At 68.5% G+C, this 18801-nt stretch carries 26 protein-coding genes and 1 pseudogene; 24 read left to right on the top strand and 3 right to left on the bottom strand.

All coding sequences use genetic code 11. From position 1 onward, the window contains the following. Positions 1 to 6: 6 nt before the first annotated feature. The 18 genes and pseudogenes from rplN to KF910_RS00925 all read left to right on the top strand — a co-directional run bounded on the left by rplN (position 7) and on the right by KF910_RS00925 (position 10431). Positions 7 to 375, top strand: a complete 369-nt coding sequence (gene rplN, locus KF910_RS01010) for a 50S ribosomal protein L14 (protein WP_003164378.1) — start codon at positions 7 to 9, stop codon at positions 373 to 375. Positions 376 to 377: 2 nt separating this feature from the next. Beyond that, positions 378 to 686 (top strand): 50S ribosomal protein L24, encoded by a 309-nt coding sequence (rplX, locus tag KF910_RS01005; protein ID WP_292258350.1) that lies wholly within the window; start codon positions 378 to 380, stop codon positions 684 to 686. Further along, the gene (gene rplE, locus KF910_RS01000) at positions 686 to 1243 is read left to right on the top strand and encodes a 50S ribosomal protein L5 (protein ID WP_292258349.1); all 558 of its coding nucleotides are present in this window, start codon (positions 686 to 688) and stop codon (positions 1241 to 1243) included. Before rplX ends, rplE begins: the two co-directional genes overlap by 1 nt. A gap of 19 nt (positions 1244 to 1262) precedes the next feature. Continuing rightward, positions 1263 to 1568: a 30S ribosomal protein S14 gene (gene rpsN, locus KF910_RS00995; protein WP_292258348.1), complete on the top strand. Its 306-nt coding sequence runs from the start codon at positions 1263 to 1265 to the stop codon at positions 1566 to 1568. A 15-nt stretch (positions 1569 to 1583) separates the two neighbouring features. Then, entirely contained in the window at positions 1584 to 1982 is a 399-nt protein-coding gene (rpsH, locus tag KF910_RS00990) for a 30S ribosomal protein S8 (protein WP_292258347.1), read from the top strand. A 1-nt stretch (position 1983) separates the two neighbouring features. Then, positions 1984 to 2517 (top strand): 50S ribosomal protein L6, encoded by a 534-nt coding sequence (rplF, locus tag KF910_RS00985; RefSeq protein WP_292258346.1) that lies wholly within the window; start codon positions 1984 to 1986, stop codon positions 2515 to 2517. A 3-nt stretch (positions 2518 to 2520) separates the two neighbouring features. After that, positions 2521 to 2877, top strand: coding sequence for a 50S ribosomal protein L18 (gene rplR / locus KF910_RS00980; RefSeq protein ID WP_292258345.1), 357 nt, complete (start codon positions 2521 to 2523; stop codon positions 2875 to 2877). Between the two features lie 12 nt (positions 2878 to 2889). Further along, a complete protein-coding gene (gene rpsE, locus KF910_RS00975) occupies positions 2890 to 3492 on the top strand; it encodes a 30S ribosomal protein S5 (protein ID WP_292258344.1) in 603 nt (200 codons plus the stop codon). Positions 3493 to 3495: 3 nt separating this feature from the next. Beyond that, on the top strand, positions 3496 to 3690 hold the full coding sequence (gene rpmD, locus KF910_RS00970) for a 50S ribosomal protein L30 (protein ID WP_292258343.1): 195 nt from the start codon (positions 3496 to 3498) through the stop codon (positions 3688 to 3690). A 173-nt stretch (positions 3691 to 3863) separates the two neighbouring features. Next, positions 3864 to 4304 (top strand): annotated as a pseudogene (gene rplO, locus KF910_RS00965) (50S ribosomal protein L15); the annotation flags it as partial. Positions 4305 to 4569: 265 nt separating this feature from the next. Continuing rightward, positions 4570 to 5943 carry a preprotein translocase subunit SecY gene (gene secY / locus KF910_RS00960; protein WP_292258515.1) on the top strand — a complete coding sequence of 458 codons (1374 nt, stop codon included), beginning with the start codon at positions 4570 to 4572 and terminating at the stop codon, positions 5941 to 5943. Positions 5944 to 5971: 28 nt separating this feature from the next. Continuing rightward, a complete protein-coding gene (locus tag KF910_RS00955; protein ID WP_292258342.1) occupies positions 5972 to 6532 on the top strand; it encodes an adenylate kinase in 561 nt (186 codons plus the stop codon). A 72-nt stretch (positions 6533 to 6604) separates the two neighbouring features. Further along, a complete protein-coding gene (locus KF910_RS00950; protein WP_292258341.1) occupies positions 6605 to 7333 on the top strand; it encodes a TonB family protein in 729 nt (242 codons plus the stop codon). Between the two features lie 147 nt (positions 7334 to 7480). Further along, positions 7481 to 7849 carry a 30S ribosomal protein S13 gene (gene rpsM / locus KF910_RS00945; RefSeq protein ID WP_292258340.1) on the top strand — a complete coding sequence of 123 codons (369 nt, stop codon included), beginning with the start codon at positions 7481 to 7483 and terminating at the stop codon, positions 7847 to 7849. A 9-nt stretch (positions 7850 to 7858) separates the two neighbouring features. Further along, on the top strand, positions 7859 to 8248 hold the full coding sequence (gene rpsK / locus KF910_RS00940) for a 30S ribosomal protein S11 (protein WP_292258339.1): 390 nt from the start codon (positions 7859 to 7861) through the stop codon (positions 8246 to 8248). Positions 8249 to 8340: 92 nt separating this feature from the next. Continuing rightward, positions 8341 to 9360 (top strand): DNA-directed RNA polymerase subunit alpha, encoded by a 1020-nt coding sequence (locus KF910_RS00935; RefSeq protein WP_292258338.1) that lies wholly within the window; start codon positions 8341 to 8343, stop codon positions 9358 to 9360. A 97-nt stretch (positions 9361 to 9457) separates the two neighbouring features. Then, the gene (rplQ, locus tag KF910_RS00930; protein WP_292258337.1) at positions 9458 to 9877 is read left to right on the top strand and encodes a 50S ribosomal protein L17; all 420 of its coding nucleotides are present in this window, start codon (positions 9458 to 9460) and stop codon (positions 9875 to 9877) included. Positions 9878 to 9969: 92 nt separating this feature from the next. Next, entirely contained in the window at positions 9970 to 10431 is a 462-nt protein-coding gene (locus KF910_RS00925; protein ID WP_292258336.1) for a GNAT family N-acetyltransferase, read from the top strand. A gap of 13 nt (positions 10432 to 10444) precedes the next feature. On the opposite strand, the gene KF910_RS00920 is transcribed toward KF910_RS00925, so the two are convergent. Beyond that, positions 10445 to 11317, bottom strand: a complete 873-nt coding sequence (locus tag KF910_RS00920) for a hypothetical protein (protein WP_292258335.1) — start codon at positions 11315 to 11317, stop codon at positions 10445 to 10447. After that, positions 11307 to 12218 (bottom strand): ABC transporter ATP-binding protein, encoded by a 912-nt coding sequence (locus KF910_RS00915; RefSeq protein WP_292258334.1) that lies wholly within the window; start codon positions 12216 to 12218, stop codon positions 11307 to 11309. Before KF910_RS00915 ends, KF910_RS00920 begins: the two co-directional genes overlap by 11 nt. Positions 12219 to 12346: 128 nt before the next feature. Between KF910_RS00915 and KF910_RS00910 the strand changes: the two genes are divergently transcribed. Both KF910_RS00910 and KF910_RS00905 read left to right on the top strand, forming a co-directional pair. Continuing rightward, positions 12347 to 13585 carry a TCR/Tet family MFS transporter gene (locus KF910_RS00910; RefSeq protein ID WP_292258333.1) on the top strand — a complete coding sequence of 413 codons (1239 nt, stop codon included), beginning with the start codon at positions 12347 to 12349 and terminating at the stop codon, positions 13583 to 13585. 58 nt (positions 13586 to 13643) lie between these two features. Further along, the gene (locus KF910_RS00905; RefSeq protein ID WP_416354671.1) at positions 13644 to 15020 is read left to right on the top strand and encodes a trypsin-like peptidase domain-containing protein; all 1377 of its coding nucleotides are present in this window, start codon (positions 13644 to 13646) and stop codon (positions 15018 to 15020) included. Between the two features lie 4 nt (positions 15021 to 15024). Here KF910_RS00905 and KF910_RS00900 read toward each other — a convergent pair whose 3' ends face one another. Beyond that, complete coding sequence (locus KF910_RS00900) at positions 15025 to 15441, bottom strand: VOC family protein (RefSeq protein WP_292258331.1); 417 nt, start codon at positions 15439 to 15441, stop codon at positions 15025 to 15027. Between the two features lie 69 nt (positions 15442 to 15510). Here KF910_RS00900 and KF910_RS00895 point away from each other — a divergent pair, with 69 nt between their 5' ends. From KF910_RS00895 to KF910_RS00880, 4 genes are all read left to right on the top strand, one after another. Then, positions 15511 to 16815 carry a replication-associated recombination protein A gene (locus KF910_RS00895; RefSeq protein ID WP_292258514.1) on the top strand — a complete coding sequence of 435 codons (1305 nt, stop codon included), beginning with the start codon at positions 15511 to 15513 and terminating at the stop codon, positions 16813 to 16815. 65 nt (positions 16816 to 16880) lie between these two features. Then, positions 16881 to 17327 carry a hypothetical protein gene (locus KF910_RS00890; RefSeq protein WP_292258329.1) on the top strand — a complete coding sequence of 149 codons (447 nt, stop codon included), beginning with the start codon at positions 16881 to 16883 and terminating at the stop codon, positions 17325 to 17327. Between the two features lie 178 nt (positions 17328 to 17505). Then, positions 17506 to 18249 carry an RluA family pseudouridine synthase gene (locus tag KF910_RS00885; protein WP_292258327.1) on the top strand — a complete coding sequence of 248 codons (744 nt, stop codon included), beginning with the start codon at positions 17506 to 17508 and terminating at the stop codon, positions 18247 to 18249. 60 nt (positions 18250 to 18309) lie between these two features. Next, positions 18310 to 18801 (top strand): CC0125/CC1285 family lipoprotein, encoded by a 492-nt coding sequence (locus tag KF910_RS00880; protein ID WP_292258325.1) that lies wholly within the window; start codon positions 18310 to 18312, stop codon positions 18799 to 18801.

The following is an 18801-nucleotide window of genomic DNA, read 5'->3' as shown; positions in this document are numbered from 1 at the left end:
GATACAATGATCCAGATGCAAACTAACCTGGAAGTGGCCGACAATTCGGGCGCGCGCCGGGTCATGTGCATCAAGGTGCTGGGCGGCTCCAAGCGCCGCTACGCCTCGATCGGCGACACCATCGTCGCCTCGGTGAAGGAAGCCATCCCGCGCGGCCGCGTGAAGAAGGGCGACGTCGTGCGCGCCATCGTCGTGCGCACCGCCAAGGACATCCAGCGCAAGGACGGCTCGGTCATCCGCTTCGACAAGTCGGCCGCCGTCATCGTCAACAAGCAGAACGAGCCGGTCGGCACCCGTATCTTCGGCCCGGTTCCGCGCGAACTGCGCGCCAAGAACCACATGAAGATCATCTCCCTGGCTCCGGAGGTCCTGTAACCATGGCCGCCAAGATCAAGAAGGGCGACCGCGTCGTCGTCCTGACCGGCAAGGACAAGGGCCGCACCGGCGCCGTCCTGAAGGTCCTTCCGACCGAGAACCGTGTCGTCGTGGAAGGCCTGAACATGGTTCAGCGCCACACCCGCCCGACCCAGGCCGACCCGCAGGGCGGCATCAAGAACAAGGAAGCGTCGATTCACCTGTCGAACGTCGCGATCGCCGACGCCAACGGCAAGGCGAGCCGCGTCGGCTTCAAGATCGAAGGCGACAAGAAGGTCCGCTTCGCCAAGACGACGGGAGACGTCATCTGATGGCTACCGAGAAATACACCCCCCGGCTGAAGTCCGACTATCAGGCCCGCATCCGCGGCCTGATGAAGGAAAAGTTCGGCTACACCAACGAGATGCAGGTGCCCAAGCTGGACAAGATCGTCCTGAACATGGGTGTCGGCGAGGCCGTGGCCGACTCCAAGAAGGCCAACGCCGCCCTGGCGGACCTGACCAAGATCGCCGGTCAGAAGGCCGTGCCGACCAAGGCCCGCAACTCGATCGCCGGCTTCAAGCTGCGTGAAGGCATGGTCATCGGCGGCAAGGTCACCCTGCGCGGCGACCAGATGTACGAGTTCCTGGACCGGTTCATCACCATCGCCCTGCCGCGGGTGAAGGATTTCCGGGGCCTGAAGGGCACCTCGTTCGACGGCCGCGGCAACTACGCCACCGGCCTGAAGGAACACATCGTGTTCCCCGAGATCAACTACGACCAGATCGATCAGATGTGGGGCATGGACATCGTCGTCTGCACCACGGCCAAGACCGACGAGGAGGCCAAGGCCCTTCTCGCCGAGTTCAAGTTCCCGTTCGTGAACTGAGCGGGAAGGGAAGAGAACAATGGCTAAGAAGTCCGCCATCAATCGCAACGACAAGGTCAAGGCCCTGGTCGCGAAATACGCCGAGAAGCGCGCCGCGCTGAAGGCCATCGCCAACGACGAGAGCCTGCCGCTGGAGGAGCGCTTCGACGCGCGCCTGAAGCTGGCCGCCCTGCCGCGCAACTCGGCCCCGACGCGCATCCGCAACCGTTGCGACGTCACCGGCCGCCCGCGCGCCTATTATCGCAAGCTCAAGATGAGCCGGATCGCCCTGCGCGAACTGGGCAACCTGGGCCAGATCCCCGGCCTGACGAAGTCGAGCTGGTAAGGGGAGGCATACATCATGATGATCAACGATCCCCTCAGCGACATGATCGCTCGCATCAAGAACGCCGCGACCCGCAAGCGTTCCAAGGTGCTGACCCCGGCCTCCCGCCTGCGCCAGCGCGTCCTGGACGTGCTGCAGGACGAAGGCTACATCCGCGGCTACAGCCTGGTTCAGAACCCGGGCGAGTTCCCGCAGTTCGAGATCGAGCTGAAGTATTTCGACGGCAAGCCGGTGATCGCCGAGATCGCCCGCGTGTCCAAGCCCGGCCGCCGCGTCTATTCGGCGATCAGCGACCTGAAGCCGATCAAGAACGGCCTGGGCATCTCGATCCTGTCGACGTCCAAGGGCGTCATGTCCGACGCCGCCGCCCGTGACGCCAATGTCGGCGGCGAAGTCCTCTGCCGGGTCTATTGATATGTCTCGTATCGGCAAGAAAACCATCGCCGTGCCGAAGGGCGTGACCGTCACGCTCGACGGCCAGACCGTCACCGTCAAGGGCCCCAAGGGCGAGCACGCCTGGACCGTGGCCGACGAGGTCGAGATCAAGCAGGACGGCGAAGAACTGTCGCTGGCTCCGCGTTCGGACACCGCCCGCGCCCGCGCCATGTGGGGCCTGTCGCGCACCCTGGTCGCCAATATGGTGACCGGCGTCACCACCGGCTTCGAACAGACGCTGGAACTGGTGGGCGTGGGGTACCGCGCCGCGATGAAGGGCAACGCCCTGTCGCTGCAGCTGGGCTTCTCGCATGACGTGGACATCGCGCCGCCCGCCGGCGTGACCTTCGCCACGCCCAAGCAGACCGAGATCAAGATCTCGGGCTCCGACAAGCAGGCCGTCGGCCAGATCGCCGCCGTCATCCGCAAGCTGCGTCCGCCGGAGCCCTACAAGGGCAAGGGCATCCGCTACGCCGGCGAGACCGTGCGTCGCAAGGAAGGCAAGAAGAAGTAAGTCATGGCTCTCTCTCTTCGACAAACCGCCAAGCGCCGCGCCGAGCGCAACCGTCGCCGCCTGAAGGCCGTGGCCAACGGCCGCCTGCGTCTGTCGGTGACCCGTTCGGACAAGAACATCTCGGCCCAGATCATCGACGACGCCCAGGGCGTCACCGTCGCCGCCGCCTCGTCGCTGGAAGGCGGCAAGGGTTCGAAGGGCTCGGACGTCGCGGCGGCCGCCAAGATCGGCAAGCTGATCGCCGAACGCGCCATCGAGAAGGGCGTCAAGGACGTCGTCTTCGACCGCGGCGGCTACATCTATCACGGACGGGTGAAGGCGCTGGCGGAAGCCGCGCGTGAAGCCGGCCTGAATTTCTAAGGGACGCGACAGATGGCGCAACAACCCCAACGCGGCGGCGGCGACCGTAATCGCCGGGACAACCGCAACGCTCCCCCCGTCGAAGGTCCGGATTCGGACATCGTCGAGAAGCTGGTGCACATCAACCGCGTCGCCGCCACCGTGAAGGGCGGCCGCCGGTTCTCGTTCGCGGCCCTGATGGTCGTCGGCGACGGCAAGGGCCGCGTCGGCTTCGGTCACGGCAAGGCGCGCGAAGTGCCGGAAGCCATCCGCAAGGCGACCGAAGAAGCCAAGAAGACCATGATCAAGGTTCCGCTGCGCGAGAACCGCACCCTGCACCACGACGGCAATGGCCGCTGGGGCGCCGGCAAGATCATGATGCGTGCGGCCCCTCCGGGCACCGGCGTCATCGCCGGCGGTCCGATGCGCGCCGTGCTGGAAACCCTGGGCGTCCAGGACGTGGTGGGCAAGTCGACCGGTTCGTCGAACCCCTACAACATGGTGCGCGCCACCTTCGAAGCTCTGAAGGTCCAGTCGTCGCCGCGTCAGATCGCCTCCAAGCGCGGCAAGAAGGTCTCCGACCTGATGGGCCGCCGCAGCGACGGCGCCTCGTCGCCCGAAGCCATCGAGGGCTAAGACATGGCCAAGAAAGACACCACGACCGTCACCGTGCGCCAGACCGGCAGCCCGATCCGCCGCACCAAGGACCAGCGCGCCACCCTGGCGGGCCTGGGCCTGAACCGCGTCGGCCGCGAGGCGACCCTGGAGGACACCCCTTCCGTCCGCGGCATGATCGCCAAGGTCGCCCACATGGTGGAAGTGGTCGAGAAATAAGCACCGCTCCATGAGCGGGAGTGGCGAGTGATGAGTGGCGAGTGACGAGCGTAGGGAGATCGGGTCATCCGATTTTTCTTGACTCGCCACTCATCACTCGCCACTCGCCACTTTCATTTTTCCAAGCCGAGTCTGGCCTCAGCCAGGCGCTAGCACCCGAAAGGATCAGGCACATGAAACTCAACGAAATCCGCGACAACGAAGGCGCCCACAAGAAGCGCATGCGCGTCGGCCGTGGCCCCGGTTCGGGCAAGGGCAAGACCTCGGGCCGCGGCGTCAAGGGCCAGAAGTCCCGTTCGGGCGTCGCCATCGGCGGCTTTGAGGGCGGCCAGATGCCGCTGTACATGCGCATGCCCAAGCGCGGCTTCAACAATCCCAACGCCCTGAAGCTGGCCGAGGTGAACCTGTGGCGTCTGCAGGACGCCGTGGACGCCAAGAAGCTGGACATCAAGAAGGACATCAACGGCGAGGCCCTGGTGGCCGCCGGCGTGATCCGTCGCGTCAAGGATGGGGTGCGCGTCCTGGGCACGGGCGAACTGAAGGCCAAGCTGAACATGGTCGTCTGGTCGGCCTCGGCCGGTGCGATCAAGGCGATCGAAGCCGCCGGCGGTTCGGTGACCCAGCAGCGCATCGCCGCTGAGGCCGCCGCCGCCGCCCGCGTCGAAAAACGCAACGCCGCCAAGGGCAAGGCTCCGGCCGCCAAGGCGCCCAAGGGCGACGCCAACAAGGTCTCGGCCCGCGCCAAGCGCACCGCCGCCAAGGGCGCGAAGTAAAAAACCAAGCGGGGCGGTCTGGCTGACAGGCCGCCCTTCGCCTATCTGGACGCAGGCGTGGACTTCAGGTCCGATGCGCGCGTTCTGATCCGTCGGGGTGACCAACATGGCTTCGGCCGCCGAACAACTCGCAGCCAATATGAACATCGGCTCGTTCGCCAAGGCGACCGAGCTGCACAAACGCCTGCTGTTCACCCTGGGGGCGCTGATCGTCTACCGCATCGGCACCTATGTGCCGATCCCGGGCATCAACTCCGAAGCCTTCCTGCAGTTCTTCCAGAACCCGGACGGCCAGCGCGGCATCCTGGACATGTTCAACATGTTCTCGGGCGGCGCGGTCGAGCGGATGGCGGTCTTCGCCCTGAACGTGATGCCCTATATCTCGGCCTCGATCATCGTCCAACTGATGGGCGCGGTCTATCCGCCGTGGGAGAAGCTGCGCAAGGAAGGCGGCGAAAGCGGCCGCAAGCAGTTGAACCAGTACACCCGCTATCTGACGGTGGTCCTGGCCCTGTTCCAGTCGTTCGGCATCGCCATCGGCCTGAACAACAGCCAGGGCATGGTCGACGCCCCCGGCGTCTTCTTCCTGGTCTCGACGGTCGTGACCCTGACCGGCGGCACCATGTTCCTGATGTGGCTGGGCGAGCAGGTGACGGCGCGCGGCGTCGGCAACGGGGTGTCGCTGATCATCTTCGCCGGCATCGTGGCGGTCCTGCCGGGGTCGGTGGCGCGTCTGCTGGGCCTGGCCCAGCAGGGTCAGATGTCGGCCTTCGCCCTGTTCTTCATCGCCATCATGATGGCCGCCGTGGTCGTCTTCATCGTGGTGATGGAGCGGGCCCAGAGACGGCTGCTGATCCAGTATCCCAAGCGCCAGGAAGGCAACCGCATGGCCGGCGGCGAGCGCAGCTTCCTGCCGCTGAAGGTCAACACCGCCGGCGTCATCCCGCCGATCTTCGCCTCGTCCCTGCTGCTGCTGCCGGCCACGGTGGCCCAGATGACGGCCAACGCCAACCTGCCCGAGTGGCTGAGCTGGGTGCCGGTCGTCACGGCCCAGCTGCAGCACGGCCAGCCGATCTTCACGGCCCTCTATGCCCTGCTGATCATCTTCTTCACCTTCTTCTACACCTCGATCACCTTCAATCCCGAGGACACGGCCGAGAACCTGCGCAAATACGGCGGCTTCCTGCCGGGGATCCGCCCGGGCAAGCGCACGGCCGAGTATCTGGACTATGTGCTGACCCGCCTGACGGTGATTGGCGCGGCCTATATCACCGCCGTCTGCCTGCTGCCGGAAATCGTCGTGGCCAACTTCGGCAACAGCCTGTATTTCGGCGGCACCTCGATCCTGATCGCCGTCTCGGTGACCATGGACACGGTGGCCCAGATCCAGTCGCACCTGCTGGCGCACCAGTATGAGGGGCTGATCAAGAAGGCCAGGCTGCGCGGCCGTGGCCGCGGGGTCGCGCCGGTTCGGCGCTGATCGACCGATCTGAAGGGGAGGGCGGGGCGTGAACCTGATCCTGTTCGGCCCGCCGGCGGCGGGCAAGGGCACCCAGGCCAAGCGTCTGGTGGAACAGCGCGGCATGGTCCAGCTGTCGACCGGCGACATGCTGCGCGCCGCCATCGCCTCGGGCTCGGACCTGGGGCTGAAGGTCAAGGACGTGCTGGCGCGCGGCGATCTGGTGACGGACGAGATCGTCATCGCCCTGATCGAGGCCCGCCTGCCCGAGGCCGAGGCCGCCGGCGGGGCCATCTTCGACGGCTTCCCCCGCACCGTGGCCCAGGCCGAGGCCCTGGACGCCATGCTGGAGCGCCGCGGCGCCCGGATCGACGCGGTCGTGCGGCTGAAGGTCGATGACGCCGCCCTGACGGAGCGCATCGCCACCCGTTTCGCCGACCAGGGCCGGCCGGACGACAATCCCGAGACCTTCAGGGACCGTCTGGCCGTCTACAACCGCCAGACCGCGCCCCTGCTTCCCTACTATGAGAGCCAGGGCAAGCTGACCGAGGTGGATGGCATGGGGTCGATCGACCAGGTGGCCGCCGCCATCGACGCCGTCCTGGGCTGAACCTCTTCATCGTCCTCTGAGCCGCCGGCCTCGTAGCGCGTTATGATGCGGCAGGCGATGGCGGAGAGGCCGTTGAAATCCGAGCCGACACCCAGGATCCGGCGCCGGCTGCGCTGGATCGGTTTCGCCGCCGTGGCCGTGCTGGGCCACGCGGGCCTGGCCTGGTGGGCGGCCCAGAGCCAGCCGCATCGGCCCGCCAGCGCCCTGACGCCGTCGCTGGATGTGATCGTCCTGCCGCTGTTCCTTCCACCGCCGCCCCCGCCACCGCCCGAAAGGGCGGAGGTTCGAGGCGGGGGCCGCCCGTCCGCTCCGTCGGCCGTTCGGCCCTCGCCCGCGCCGACACGGCCGCCCGAGGTGGCGGCCCCGCCCCAGCCCGCGCCCGAGCCGCCCCTGGTCGTCGGCCGGGCCGAGGACGCCGCGCCGACGCCGGATCAGGGGCTGGGCCTTCAGGGGCGTGGGGCCGGAACGGGCGCCGGCGACGGTTCGGGGCCGGGACGCGGGGCGCCGCCCCGGCTGTTGCAGGGGCCCAGCCTGGGCCAGCTGCGGGCCTTGCATCCGCCGGCGGCGCTGCGGGCCGGACGGTCGGGCGAGGCGACCGTCGCCTGCGACATCGGCCTGGACCAGAGGCTGCACGGTTGCCGGGTGATCGCCGCGCGCCCGGCAGGGCAGGGGTTCGAGGCGGCGGCCCTGCGCGCGGCCGAGACCCATTATCGCTTTCAGCCGCCGGTCCGTGACGGCGTTCCGGTGGCGGACCAGCCGGTGACCATCACCATTCTGTTCGGCCGCCCGGCCGGCCGATGATCGCACGGAAAGACGCCCATCGGGCCGCAAGGCGTTGACGCGCCGTGAATCCCCTGTATAAGGCGCGCTTCCGCGAAGGGCGCCAACGCTCCTGGTCTGTCGACCGGAGCGTTTGCTGCGTCTGAGAAGGCATTCCTGGAGAGTTTCGTGGCCCGTATCGCCGGCGTCAACATCCCGACGAACAAGCGCGTTGAAATCGCGCTTCAGTATATCCACGGCATCGGCCCCGCCGCCGCCAAGGAAATCACCCAGAAGGTGGGCATCGAGCCCGCCCGTCGCGTCAACCAGCTGACCGACGCCGAGGTTCTGTCGATCCGCGAGACCATCGACCGCGACCACACGGTCGAGGGCGACCTGCGCCGCGAGACCTCGATGAACATCAAGCGGCTGATGGACCTGGCCTGCTACCGCGGCCTGCGCCACCGCAAGGGCCTGCCGGTCCGCGGCCAGCGCACCCACACCAACGCCCGCACCCGCAAGGGTCCCGCCAAGCCGATCGCCGGCAAGAAGAAGTAAGACATAGCCATGGCCAAGGAACCGGGTCGCGTTAAGCGCCGCGAACGCAAGAACATCACCTCGGGCGTCGCCCATGTGAATGCGTCGTTCAACAACACCATGATCACCATCACGGACGCCCAGGGGAACGCGATTTCCTGGTCGTCGGCCGGTCACATGGGCTTCAAGGGCTCGCGCAAGTCGACCCCCTACGCCGCCCAGATGGCCGCCGAGGACGCCGGCAAGAAGGCCCAGGAGCACGGGCTGAAGACGCTGGAAGTCAACGTCTCGGGTCCGGGTTCGGGCCGTGAATCGGCCCTGCGCGCCCTGCAGGCCGTGGGTCTGACCATCACGACCATCCGCGACGTCACCCCGATGCCGCACAATGGCTGCCGTCCGCCCAAGCGCCGCCGCGTCTGAGACGCGTCGTCGCCGACTACCCCATTCTCCGCCGGTCCCGCCTTCTCTGACGAGAGCAGGGGGACCGGCGAAACCCGTTTCGAGGGACACCTATGATCGAACGTAACTGGCAAGAGCTGATCCGTCCCGAGAAGCCGCAGATCGAGACCGGTTCCGACGCCCAACGCAAGGCGCGTCTGGTGGCCGAGCCTCTGGAGCGCGGCTTCGGTGTGACGCTCGGCAACGCCCTGCGCCGGGTACTGCTGTCGTCGCTGCAAGGCGCGGCGGTGACGGCCATCCAGATCGACGGCGTGGTCCATGAATTCTCGTCGCTGGAAGGCGTACGCGAGGACGTGGTCGACATCGTCCTGAACATCAAGCAACTGGCCCTGCGCATGCACGCCGAGGGTCCGAAGCGCATGACGCTGAAGGCCACCGGCCCGGGCGCCGTGACCGCCGGCCAGATCGACGTCCCCTCGGACATCGAGGTCCTGAACCCCGATCACGTCATCTGCACCCTGGACGACGGCGCCTCGATCCGCATGGAGCTGACCGTCCAGAACGGCAAGGGCTATGTGGCGGCCGAGTTCAACCGTCCGGAAGACGCTCCGATCGGCCTGATCGCGGTCGACGCCCTGTATTCGCCGGTCAAGAAGGTCGCCTATCGCGTCGAACCGACCCGCCAGGGCCAGTCGCTGAACTACGACAAGCTGATCATGGAGGTCGAAACCAACGGCGCCGTGACCCCGGTCGACGCCGTGGCCTACGCCTCGCGCATCCTCCAGGACCAGCTGCAGATCTTCATCACCTTCGAAGAGCCCAAGAAGGCCGTCGAGGCCGCCGACGGCAAGCCCGACCTGCCGTTCAACCCGGCCCTGCTGAAGAAGGTGGACGAGCTGGAGCTGTCGGTCCGTTCGGCCAACTGCCTGAAGAACGACAACATCGTCTACATCGGCGACCTGATCCAGAAGACCGAGGGCGAGATGCTTCGCACCCCGAACTTCGGCCGCAAGTCGCTGAACGAGATCAAGGAAGTGCTGGCGACCATGAGCCTCAGCCTCGGCATGGACGTGCCGAACTGGCCGCCGGAAAACATCGAAGACCTGGCCAAGAAGTTCGACGACCAGATCTAGTTTCAACCCCTCCGCCCGCGGCCACGCCGAACGGAGCGGTTAGAATGAGAAGCCCAGGTCCAGTTTCTGGAAACCGGGTTGAGTAGGAGAGACCCCGATGCGCCACGGCGCCGCCTATCGCAAGCTCGGCCGTACGGTCAGCCACCGCCAGGCCATGTTCGCCAACATGGCCGCCTCGCTGATCAAGCACGAGCAGATCACCACGACCCTGCCCAAGGCGAAGGAACTGCGTCCCTTCGTCGAGAAGCTGGTGACCCTGGCCAAGAAGGGCGACCTGCACGCCCGCCGTCAGGCCATCAGCGCCGTGCGCGACGTGCCCCAGGTCGGCAAGCTGTTCGACACCCTGGCCCCGCGCTATGCGGAGCGGAACGGCGGCTATATCCGCATCATGAAGGCGGGCTTCCGTCACGGCGACAACGCCGCCATGGCGGTGATCGAGTTCGTCGACCGCGACGTGGACGCCAAGGGCCTGGATTCGGGTCCTGTCCAGTCGTTCGACGAGGGCGACGAGGCCTGATCGGAACCGTCAGGTCCGAAAGATTTCAGGGGGCGGCCGGGCGATCCGGCCGCCCCCTTTTCCTTGTCCGGCGATTGCGGCATAGGCGGGCCATGACCGTCCGCATCCTGCCGTACGAACCGCGCCACGCCGCCGAGTGGGCGCGCTTGAACGAGGGCTGGCTGGCCGAGGGCGGCTTCGAGGTCGAGGCCAAGGACCGCAAGGTCATCGACGATCCCCAGGGCGCCATACTGGCGGGCGGCGGGCGCATCTTCATCGCCGAGAGCGACGGCCGGGCGGTGGGGTGCTGCGCCCTGATGGCCATGGCCGACGGCGGCTTCGAACTGGCCAAGATGTGCGTGTCGCCCGCCGCGCGCGGCCTGGGGCTGGGCAGGGCCCTGCTGGACGCCTGCGAGGCCGAGGCGCGGGCGGCTGGGGCGCCGCGCCTGTATCTGGAAAGCGCCTCCAGCCTGAAGGCGGCGGGCGCCCTGTATCGCTCGGCCGGCTTCGTCGACCTGCCGCCGCGCCCGACGCCCTATGCCCGGGCCGACGTCTTCATGGAAAAGCGGCTCTGACGCGACGCCGGCCCTATTCCTTGGCCAGGTCCTGACGCTGGAACCGCCACAGGGCGGCGGCCAGGGGCCAGGCGATCCAGAAGGCGACGCTGACCAGCCCCATGGCCGCATGTTGCCCGGACAGGCCGCGCGCCATGTCGCCGCCTTCGACCGCCGCCCGCAGATAGACGAAGGCCGCGCCCGGATTGGCCAGGGTGGCGATCCATCCGTCGGGCGCCAGGCCCAGCAGGGCCAGGGTCTGGGGCGACAGAAGCTGTGCCACGCCGACGACGATGGGGATGATGACCGTCGCCAGCAGGGACCGCGTCGTCACCGCCGCCAACAGACCGATCAGGGTGAACTGCATCAGAGCCAGCCACGACAGGACGAAGCCGCCCAGGAACCGCCCGCCGACATTGGCCCCGACCTCCAGGCTGAGCGGCCGGTTCAGGATCACCGCCTTCAGCACCGTCTCGGCGATCTCTCCGGCCAGAAGCGCGATCATCGCCGCCAGGGCCAGCAGGCCGAAGGCCCCCACCTTGCCCAGCAGCAGGTTGATACGGCTGTTGCGGGCGCTGATCAGCCGCCAGGTCTCCCAGCGATAGTCGCCCGCATACAGGGTCGCCGCCCCGATCAGCAGGAACAGCAGAACCGCCGGATTGGCCATGTCGGCGACGCCGGAGACCACCTCCTCGACCAGGCGCACCGGCCCGCCCATCATCATCTGGGCCAGTTCGGGCGGGGCGCGGCCGTTCAGGGTGATCTTGGCCGCGCTGGTCTTCATCAGCACATTGCCCAGCACCGACATGACCAGGCCGAACACCGGCAGGAAAACCACGCTCCAGAACAGGACCGTGGCGTTGCGGCTCAGCCGCAGGGTCTCGGCGCGGATCCCGTCAGCCAGCATGGTCGGCCTCCGGATCGCGGGCGGCGCCGGTTTCGGTGAAGAAGACGCTTTCCAGGTCCGCCCCGATCCAGCGCGCCTCATGGATGTCGATCCCGGCCTGGACCAGGGCGCGGATCACCTCGGGCGCCTCGGCCCGGGCCGCCTCCACCAGGACGGCGTCGCCCGCCGTTGTCGCCCGGGCGCCCAGGACGGCCTGGGCCGCCTCGGCCGCGCCCACGGCGATCCGCAGCCGTTCGCCGGCGGCGGTCAGTTCGCTGACCGCGCCCTCGCGCACCAGGCGGCCGCGGTCCAGGATCGCCACCCGGTCGCAGACCCGCTGAACCTCGGCCAGCTGATGGCTGGCCAGGATCACCGTGACCCCCTGTTCGTCGGCCAGGGCGCGGATCAGGCCGCGCATTTCCTGGATGCCGGGCGGGTCCATGCCGCTGGTCGGTTCATCCAGGATGACCAGTTCGGGCCGGGTCATCAGGGCGGCGGCGATGCCCAGCCGCTGCATCATCCCGACCGAGAACCCCCGCACCTTCCGGCCCCGCGCCGGTCCCAGGCCCACGCGCTCCAGCCAGGCGTCGATCTCGGCGGACCGGCCCATGCCATGCGCCTGGGCCAGCCATTCCAGCGCCTGTCGCGCGGTCAGGAAGGGCGGGAACCGGGGCGTCTCGATCATCGATCCCATGCGCCGCATGGTCGCCGGCTGGCCCACCGCCCCGCCCAGGACGGCGGCCCGCCCCTCGGTCGGCCGCACCAGGCCCAGCAGGATGCGGAACAGGGTGGACTTGCCCGCGCCGTTCGGCCCCAGGACGCCATAGACCCCGCCGCGCGGCGCCGACAGGGTCAGGCCGTCCAGCGCCCGCACCCCGCCATAGGTCTTGGTCAGGCCCTCGACGTCGATCACCGTGTCCATGGCCTCAGCCTGCCCTGCGCCGCGCCGTCCGACAAGCCGTGGCCGGGCCGCCACGGCCGGCGCCCGCTTCGCGCCCCGGCGCCGAAAGGGCGGCGACCGCCGCGCGGCCTTCGGCTAGACAGCCGCCGATGGTTTTCAGATCTTCCCGAGACCGCCGCGCGGCCCTGGCCTTCATCTTCGTGACGGCGGTGCTGGATATCGTGGCGATGGGGATCATCATCCCCGTCCTGCCCCAGCTGATCGAGGATTTCGTCGGCTCCAACGCCCAGGCGGGCCTGATCAACGGCCTGTTCGTCGCCCTGTGGGCCGGGATGCAGTTCGTCGCCTCGCCGGTGATCGGCAGCCTGTCGGACAAGTTCGGCCGCCGACCGGTCATCCTGATCAGCTGCGCCGGACTGGCCATCGACTATGTGCTGATGGCCCTGGCGCCGAACCTGTGGTGGCTGGCCCTGGGGCGGATCGTGGCGGGGATCACCTCGTCCAGCTTCACCACCATCTACGCCTATATGGCCGACATCACCGAGCCGGAGAAACGGGCCCGCGCCTATGGGCTGATCGGGGCGGCGTTTTCGGGCGGCTTCGTCCTGGGGCCGGTGATGGGCGGCTTCCTGGGCGAGATCGGGCCGCGGGCGCCCTTCTGGGCCGCCGCCGTCCTGTCGGGCGTGGCCTTCCTCTATGGGCTGTTCATCCTGCCCGAGAGTCTGAAGCCGGAGAACCGCATGGCCTTCAGCTGGCGGCGCGCCAATCCGGTGGGGGCCATGATGCTGCTGCTGCGCCATCCGGAACTCACCGGCCTGTCGGTGGTGAATTTCCTGCTCTATTTCGCCCACCACGTCTTTTCGGCGGTGTTCGTGCTCTACGCCGCCTATCGCTACGGCTGGGGCCCGCGCGAGGTGGGGCTGCTTCTGGCCGGGGTCGGGGTTCTGGACATGCTGGTCCAGGGCGGCCTTACCGGGCCGGTGGTCAAGCGGCTGGGCGACCGGCGCACCATGGTCCTGGGCCTGGCCGGGGGGACGGTCGGGGTGGCCCTGATGGGCTGGGCGCCGACGGGGCTGATCTTCACACTGGCCATGCTGCCGAACGCCCTGTGGGGCCTGGCCATGCCGACCATCCAGTCCCTGATGACCCGCCGCGTGGGCGAGGACGAGCAGGGCCAGCTGCAGGGCGCGAACATGAGCGTCGCCTCCATCGCCGGCATCGCCTCGCCCCTGTTCTTCGGCTGGATCTATTCGATCTCGATCGCGGACTCCTCGCCCCTGCATCAGCCTGGCCTGGCCTTCTATCTGGCGGCGGTGATCCTGGTGATCGCCGTCGGCGTCGGCCTGCGGACGGCGCGGCGGCCTGACTGTCAGGAACCGCCATCTTGACGCCCGAAAGCCGGTGCGGAATGCCATGGTGACGCTTTTCCTCGACCCTCGGATGCTGATGAAGACCTCGACGATCGCGCTCGCCGCCGCCCTGGCCCTGTCGGCCTGCAGCTCGCCCTCGGACACCAAGGCCCAGGAGGGGGTGTTCAACGAGGCCCCGCGCCGGGTTCCCGGCGACGCGGCGGGCGTCAAGGCCAGCTTCGCCCCCGTTGTCCGCCTGGCCGCCCCGGCCGTGGTCAATATCGCGGCCGTGGGGGTGCAGCAGGTGCGCGACCCCTTCTGGGGCATTCCGGGCCAGCGCCAGACCGGCTCCATCGGCTCTGGCGTGATCGTCCGGGCCGACGGGGTGGTGGTGACCAACAACCATGTCATCCAGGGCATGCAGCAGATCCGCGTCACCCTGAACGACCGGCGCGAATATCCGGCCCGGGTGATCCTGGCCGACGAACGCTCCGACATCGCCGTGCTTCAGCTGGAGGGCGTCGAGGGGCGTCTGCCGGTGCTGAACCTGGACGATCAGGAGGAGCAGCAGGTCGGGGACCTGGTCCTGGCCATCGGCAATCCGTTCGGCGTGGGCCAGACGGTGACCAACGGCATCATCTCGGCGGTGAACCGGACCGAGACGGGGATTTCGGATTCCAGCTCCTTCATCCAGACCGACGCGGCCATCAATCCGGGCAATTCCGGCGGCGCCCTGGTCGACATGGACGGCGACCTGATCGGCATCAACACCGCCATCTTCTCGCGCTCCGGCTCCTCTTCAGGCGTCGGCTTCGCCATCCCGGCGGCCATGGTGCGCCAGGTGGTCAACGCCGCCGTCGGCGGGGCCACCGCCGTCGTCCGCCCCTGGCTGGGGGTCAAGGGCGACCCGGTGACCCAGGACATCGCCTCCAGCCTGGGCCTTGACCGGCCCCAGGGGCTGGTGGTCACCGAGGTCTATCCCAACGGCCCCGCCGCCCGCGCCGGCATCCGCCAGGGCGACATCCTGACCAGCATCGACGGGGCGGCCGTCAACGACCAGAACGGGCTCAACTTCCGCGTCGGATCGCGCGATCCGGGCGATGCGGTCCAGGTCGGGGTCATCCGCGACGGCCGCGCCCAGACCCTGACGGCGCGGGCCCAGCGCCTGCCGGGCGAGGCCGACCTGGACCGCGCCCGCGTGATCCGCAGCGGCGCCCTGAGCGGCGCCGCGGTGCTGGTGCTGAACCCCGCCCTGGCCGACGCCCTGGGCGGCGATCCCTTCGCCTCGGGCGTCATCATCGGCCGGGTCGAACGCGGCAGCTTCGCCCAGGCCGTGGGCTTCCGGCCGGGCGATGTCCTGGTGTCGGTCAACGACCGGCCGATCTCGACGCTCGAACAGGCCGGGAATGTCGCCCGCGGGTCCCGCGTGGTGATCCAGCGCCAGGGCCGGCTGATACCCGGCGTGATCCGTTAGGCCATTACGCCTTGGCCACGGGCGCGCCGATGGACCAGCAGTGGCCGAAGGGGTCCTTCATCTGGCCGTAGCGGTCGCCCCAGAACATGTCGGCCAGGGGCGTGATCGGCACGGCCCCGGCGACCAGGGCCCGCGCCCACCATTCGTCCGCGTCATCGACCTGCAGGTGCAGGGTCACCGACTGGGGCCGGGCGTCGGGCGTCTGGCCGTATTCCGGAAACTCGTCCGACAGCATGACCAGGCCGTCGTTTATCCGCAGCCGGGCGTGCAGGATCCGCTCGCCGTCGTCCGCCATGTTGCGGAACAGCTCCTCGGCCCCGAAGGCCGCGCGATAGAATTCGATCGCCGCCTGGCCGCCGCGCGACGGAATGGTCAGATAGGGGATGACGCCGCCGGGCGGGACGTTGTGGGGTTCGGCCATGGGGTCTCTCCTTCGACGTCAGACTAAACGGGTGAAATGGCCGCTCATAGCGCCTATCTGTCAGCCCGCATGAGCGACCTGTTCGAAGCCTCCGGCATTCATCCGCCTGACGCGCCCCTGGCCGACCGGCTGCGGCCGCGCGCCCTGGACCAGGTGGTGGGCCAGGATCACCTGCTGGGCCCTGACGGCCCGATCCGCCGCATGATCGACAGCGGCCGGCTGGGCTCCATGATCCTGTGGGGGCCGCCGGGCACGGGCAAGACCACCATCGCCCGGCTGCTGGCCCAGGCGGCGGGTTACCAGTTCCAGCAGATTTCGGCCGTCTTCTCGGGCGTGGCGGACCTGAAGAAGGCCTTTGAGACCGCCCGCACGCGGCGCGCCGCCGGCCAGAGCACCCTGCTGTTCATCGACGAGATTCACCGGTTCAACCGCGCCCAGCAGGACGGCTTCCTGCCCTTCGTGGAGGAGGGGATCGTAACCCTGGTCGGGGCCACGACCGAGAACCCGTCGTTCGAGCTGAATGGCGCCCTGTTGTCGCGCAGCCAGGTCTTCGTGCTGAAACGGCTGGATGACGCCGCGCTGGATCAACTGTTGAGCCGAGCCGAGGTCGACCTGGATCGACCGCTTCGGGTGACGCCCGAGGCGCGCCAGGCCCTGCTGGCCCTGGCCGACGGCGACGGCCGCTACCTGCTGACCATGGCCGAGATCCTGTTCGCCCTGCCGCCGGACCAGACCCTGGACGTCCAGGGGCTGGCGGGCCTGCTGCAGAAGCGCGCGCCGGCTTACGACAAGAGTCGAGAAGAGCATTATAACCTCATATCCGCCCTACATAAATCCGTTCGAGGGTCCGACCCGGACGCGGCCCTCTACTGGCTGGCGCGGATGCTGAACGGGGGCGAGGATCCGCTGTATCTGGCCCGCCGGATCGTGCGGATGGCGGTCGAGGACATCGGCCAGGCCGACCCCCTGTCGCTGCTGGTCGCCAATGCGGCCAAGGAGACCTACGACTTCCTGGGCAGTCCCGAGGGCGAACTGGCCCTGGCCCAGGCGGTGGTCCACCTGGCTACCGCGCCCAAGTCGGTGGCGGTCTATGAAGGCTACAAGGCCGCCTCCCGGGCCGCGCGCGAGACCGGCTCCCTGACGCCGCCGGCCCATATCCGCAACGCCCCGACAAAGCTGATGAAGTCGCTGGGCTATGGCGAGGGCTATCAGTACGACCCGCATCTGGAGAGCGGCTTTTCCGGCGCCGACTATTTCCCCGATGGCATGGAGCGCCGCACCTTCTACGACCCGAAGGGCGAAGGGCATGAGGCCAAGGTGCGCGAGCGGCTGGACCGCTGGGCGGCCCTGCGCGCGGCCAGACGCGCGGGCTGAGACGGCGTTGCTGTAACGCTGTTTTAGGTGCAGTCTTCCCTTACGGAATCCTGTGGGAGGGAAGAATGTCCGATATGCTGAACAAGACGCCGTGGCACCTGTGGGTGGTGGGCGCGGTCTCGCTGCTGTGGAACGCCTTCGGCGGCTACGACTTCACCATGAGCGTGACCCAGGGCGAGACCTACTGGCGCGCCTCTGGCATGGACCAGGCGATGATCGACTATTACCACGCCATGCCGGGCTGGATGTATGGGCCGTGGATCCTGGGCGTCTGGGGGGCGGTCGCCGGCTCGATCCTGCTGTTGATGCGCAACCGGCTGGCGGTCTGGGCCTTCGGCCTGTCCTTCATCGGGGCGGTGGTCAGCCTGGCCTATGGCAAATTCATCAACCCGCCGCCGCCGCCGCCGGCCGAACTGGCGATGATGTCCAACATGCCCTACGTTATCGTGGTGATCGCCGCCCTGTTGCTCTGGTACGCCTGGAGCCAGGCCAAGCGCGGCGTCCTGCGCTGAAACAGTCGCCAAGCGGGCGGATCCCCTGATCGACCGCCCGGACGGTTCAGGCTGGAGCGAAATCGGTTCAGTTGGACGCACGTCCAACTGAACTCAGATATTCGCTCCAGGGACTCTTGGACCATTGTTCTGGGTTCAGTCGATTCCGACTGAACCGAAAATGGTCTAAGGGCCACGGGTGAGCCCGCGCCAGCCCGTTTCCCTTTCAGACGAAGAGATCGCCGCCGTCCGATCCTGGGTGGTGCACGAGGACGCGCATCTGATCGCCTTCAACAAGCCGTCCGGCCTGTCCAGCCAGGGCGGGCGCATCCAGGCCCACACCCTGGACGACCTGCTGTGGGCCTTCGCCCGCTCGAACGGGAAGCGGCCCGAACTGGTGCATAGGCTGGACCGCGACACCTCGGGCGTCATCGTGGCGGCCAAGACCAAGCCGGCCGCCGGCTTCCTGGGCAAGGCGCTGCAGGCCCGGCGGCTGCACAAGACCTATCTGGCCCTGGTGGCGGCCGCGCCCGAGCCCTCGGCCGGAACCATCGACGCGGCCCTGCGTCGTCAGGAGATCGGGCGCGAGGCCTATATGCGGGTCGTCCCCTTGGACGCCGAGGGCGCCCAGGCTTCCACCAGCCGCTATCGCACCCTGGCGGCGAACGGGGAGGGGGCTTTGGTCGAGCTTCAGCCCCTGACCGGCCGCATGCACCAGTTGCGGGTTCATATGGCCCATATCGGCCGGCCCCTGGCGGGGGACGTCCGCTATGGCGGGCCGCTGACCCTGGGCGGGCAGGCGGCCCCGCGGCTGATGCTGCATGCGTCCGCCCTGGACCTGCCGCACCCCGAGGGCGGGCGCATCACCGTGCGGGCGCCGCTTCCGGACGACTTCGCCGCCCTGGCCCAGGCCGTCGGCCTGACGCATCTGGCCCTGTCCTGATCGCAGGGACGGCGGAACATTTCGCCGCCTCCGGACGCTGAACCGGTCAGGAGCAAGCCCATGAAACGCCTGACCCTTCCGCTGATCGCCTTGTCCGCCCTGAGCCTGGCCGCCTGCGCCAGCCTGGCGCCCTATGGCCCCCAGCGTGGGCCGGGAGGCCAGGGCTTTTCGGAACAGAGGATCGAAAGCGACCGCTGGCGCGTCACCTATAGCGGCGTCGGCGCGCCCGGCCCGGTGGTCGACTACGCCCTGCTGCGGGCGGCCGAACTGACGTCCCAGGCCGGCTATGACTGGTTCGAGGTCGGCCAGCGCTGGATCGACGGACGGCCCGACGGCGCCGGCGGGATCAGGCCCAGCGTCTCGGTAGGCGCGGGATCGTCGCGCCATGGGCCCTATTCGGCGTCCGGCGTGGGCGTCGGCCTGGGCCTCAACTTTTCCGGACCCCAGCCGACCTCGACCACGCTCGAGATCCTGATGGGCCGCGGCCCCCGGCCCGATCGGGTGGAGGCCTATGACGCCCGCGACGTCCAGGCCCGCCTGCGCGGCCGCTGA

Origin of the sequence: Brevundimonas sp., from assembly GCF_019636155.1 — a bacterium.
Taxonomy (GTDB): domain Bacteria; phylum Pseudomonadota; class Alphaproteobacteria; order Caulobacterales; family Caulobacteraceae; genus Brevundimonas.
Note: the sequence above shows the minus strand (reverse complement) of the source record. Positions and strands in the feature narration are given on the sequence as shown.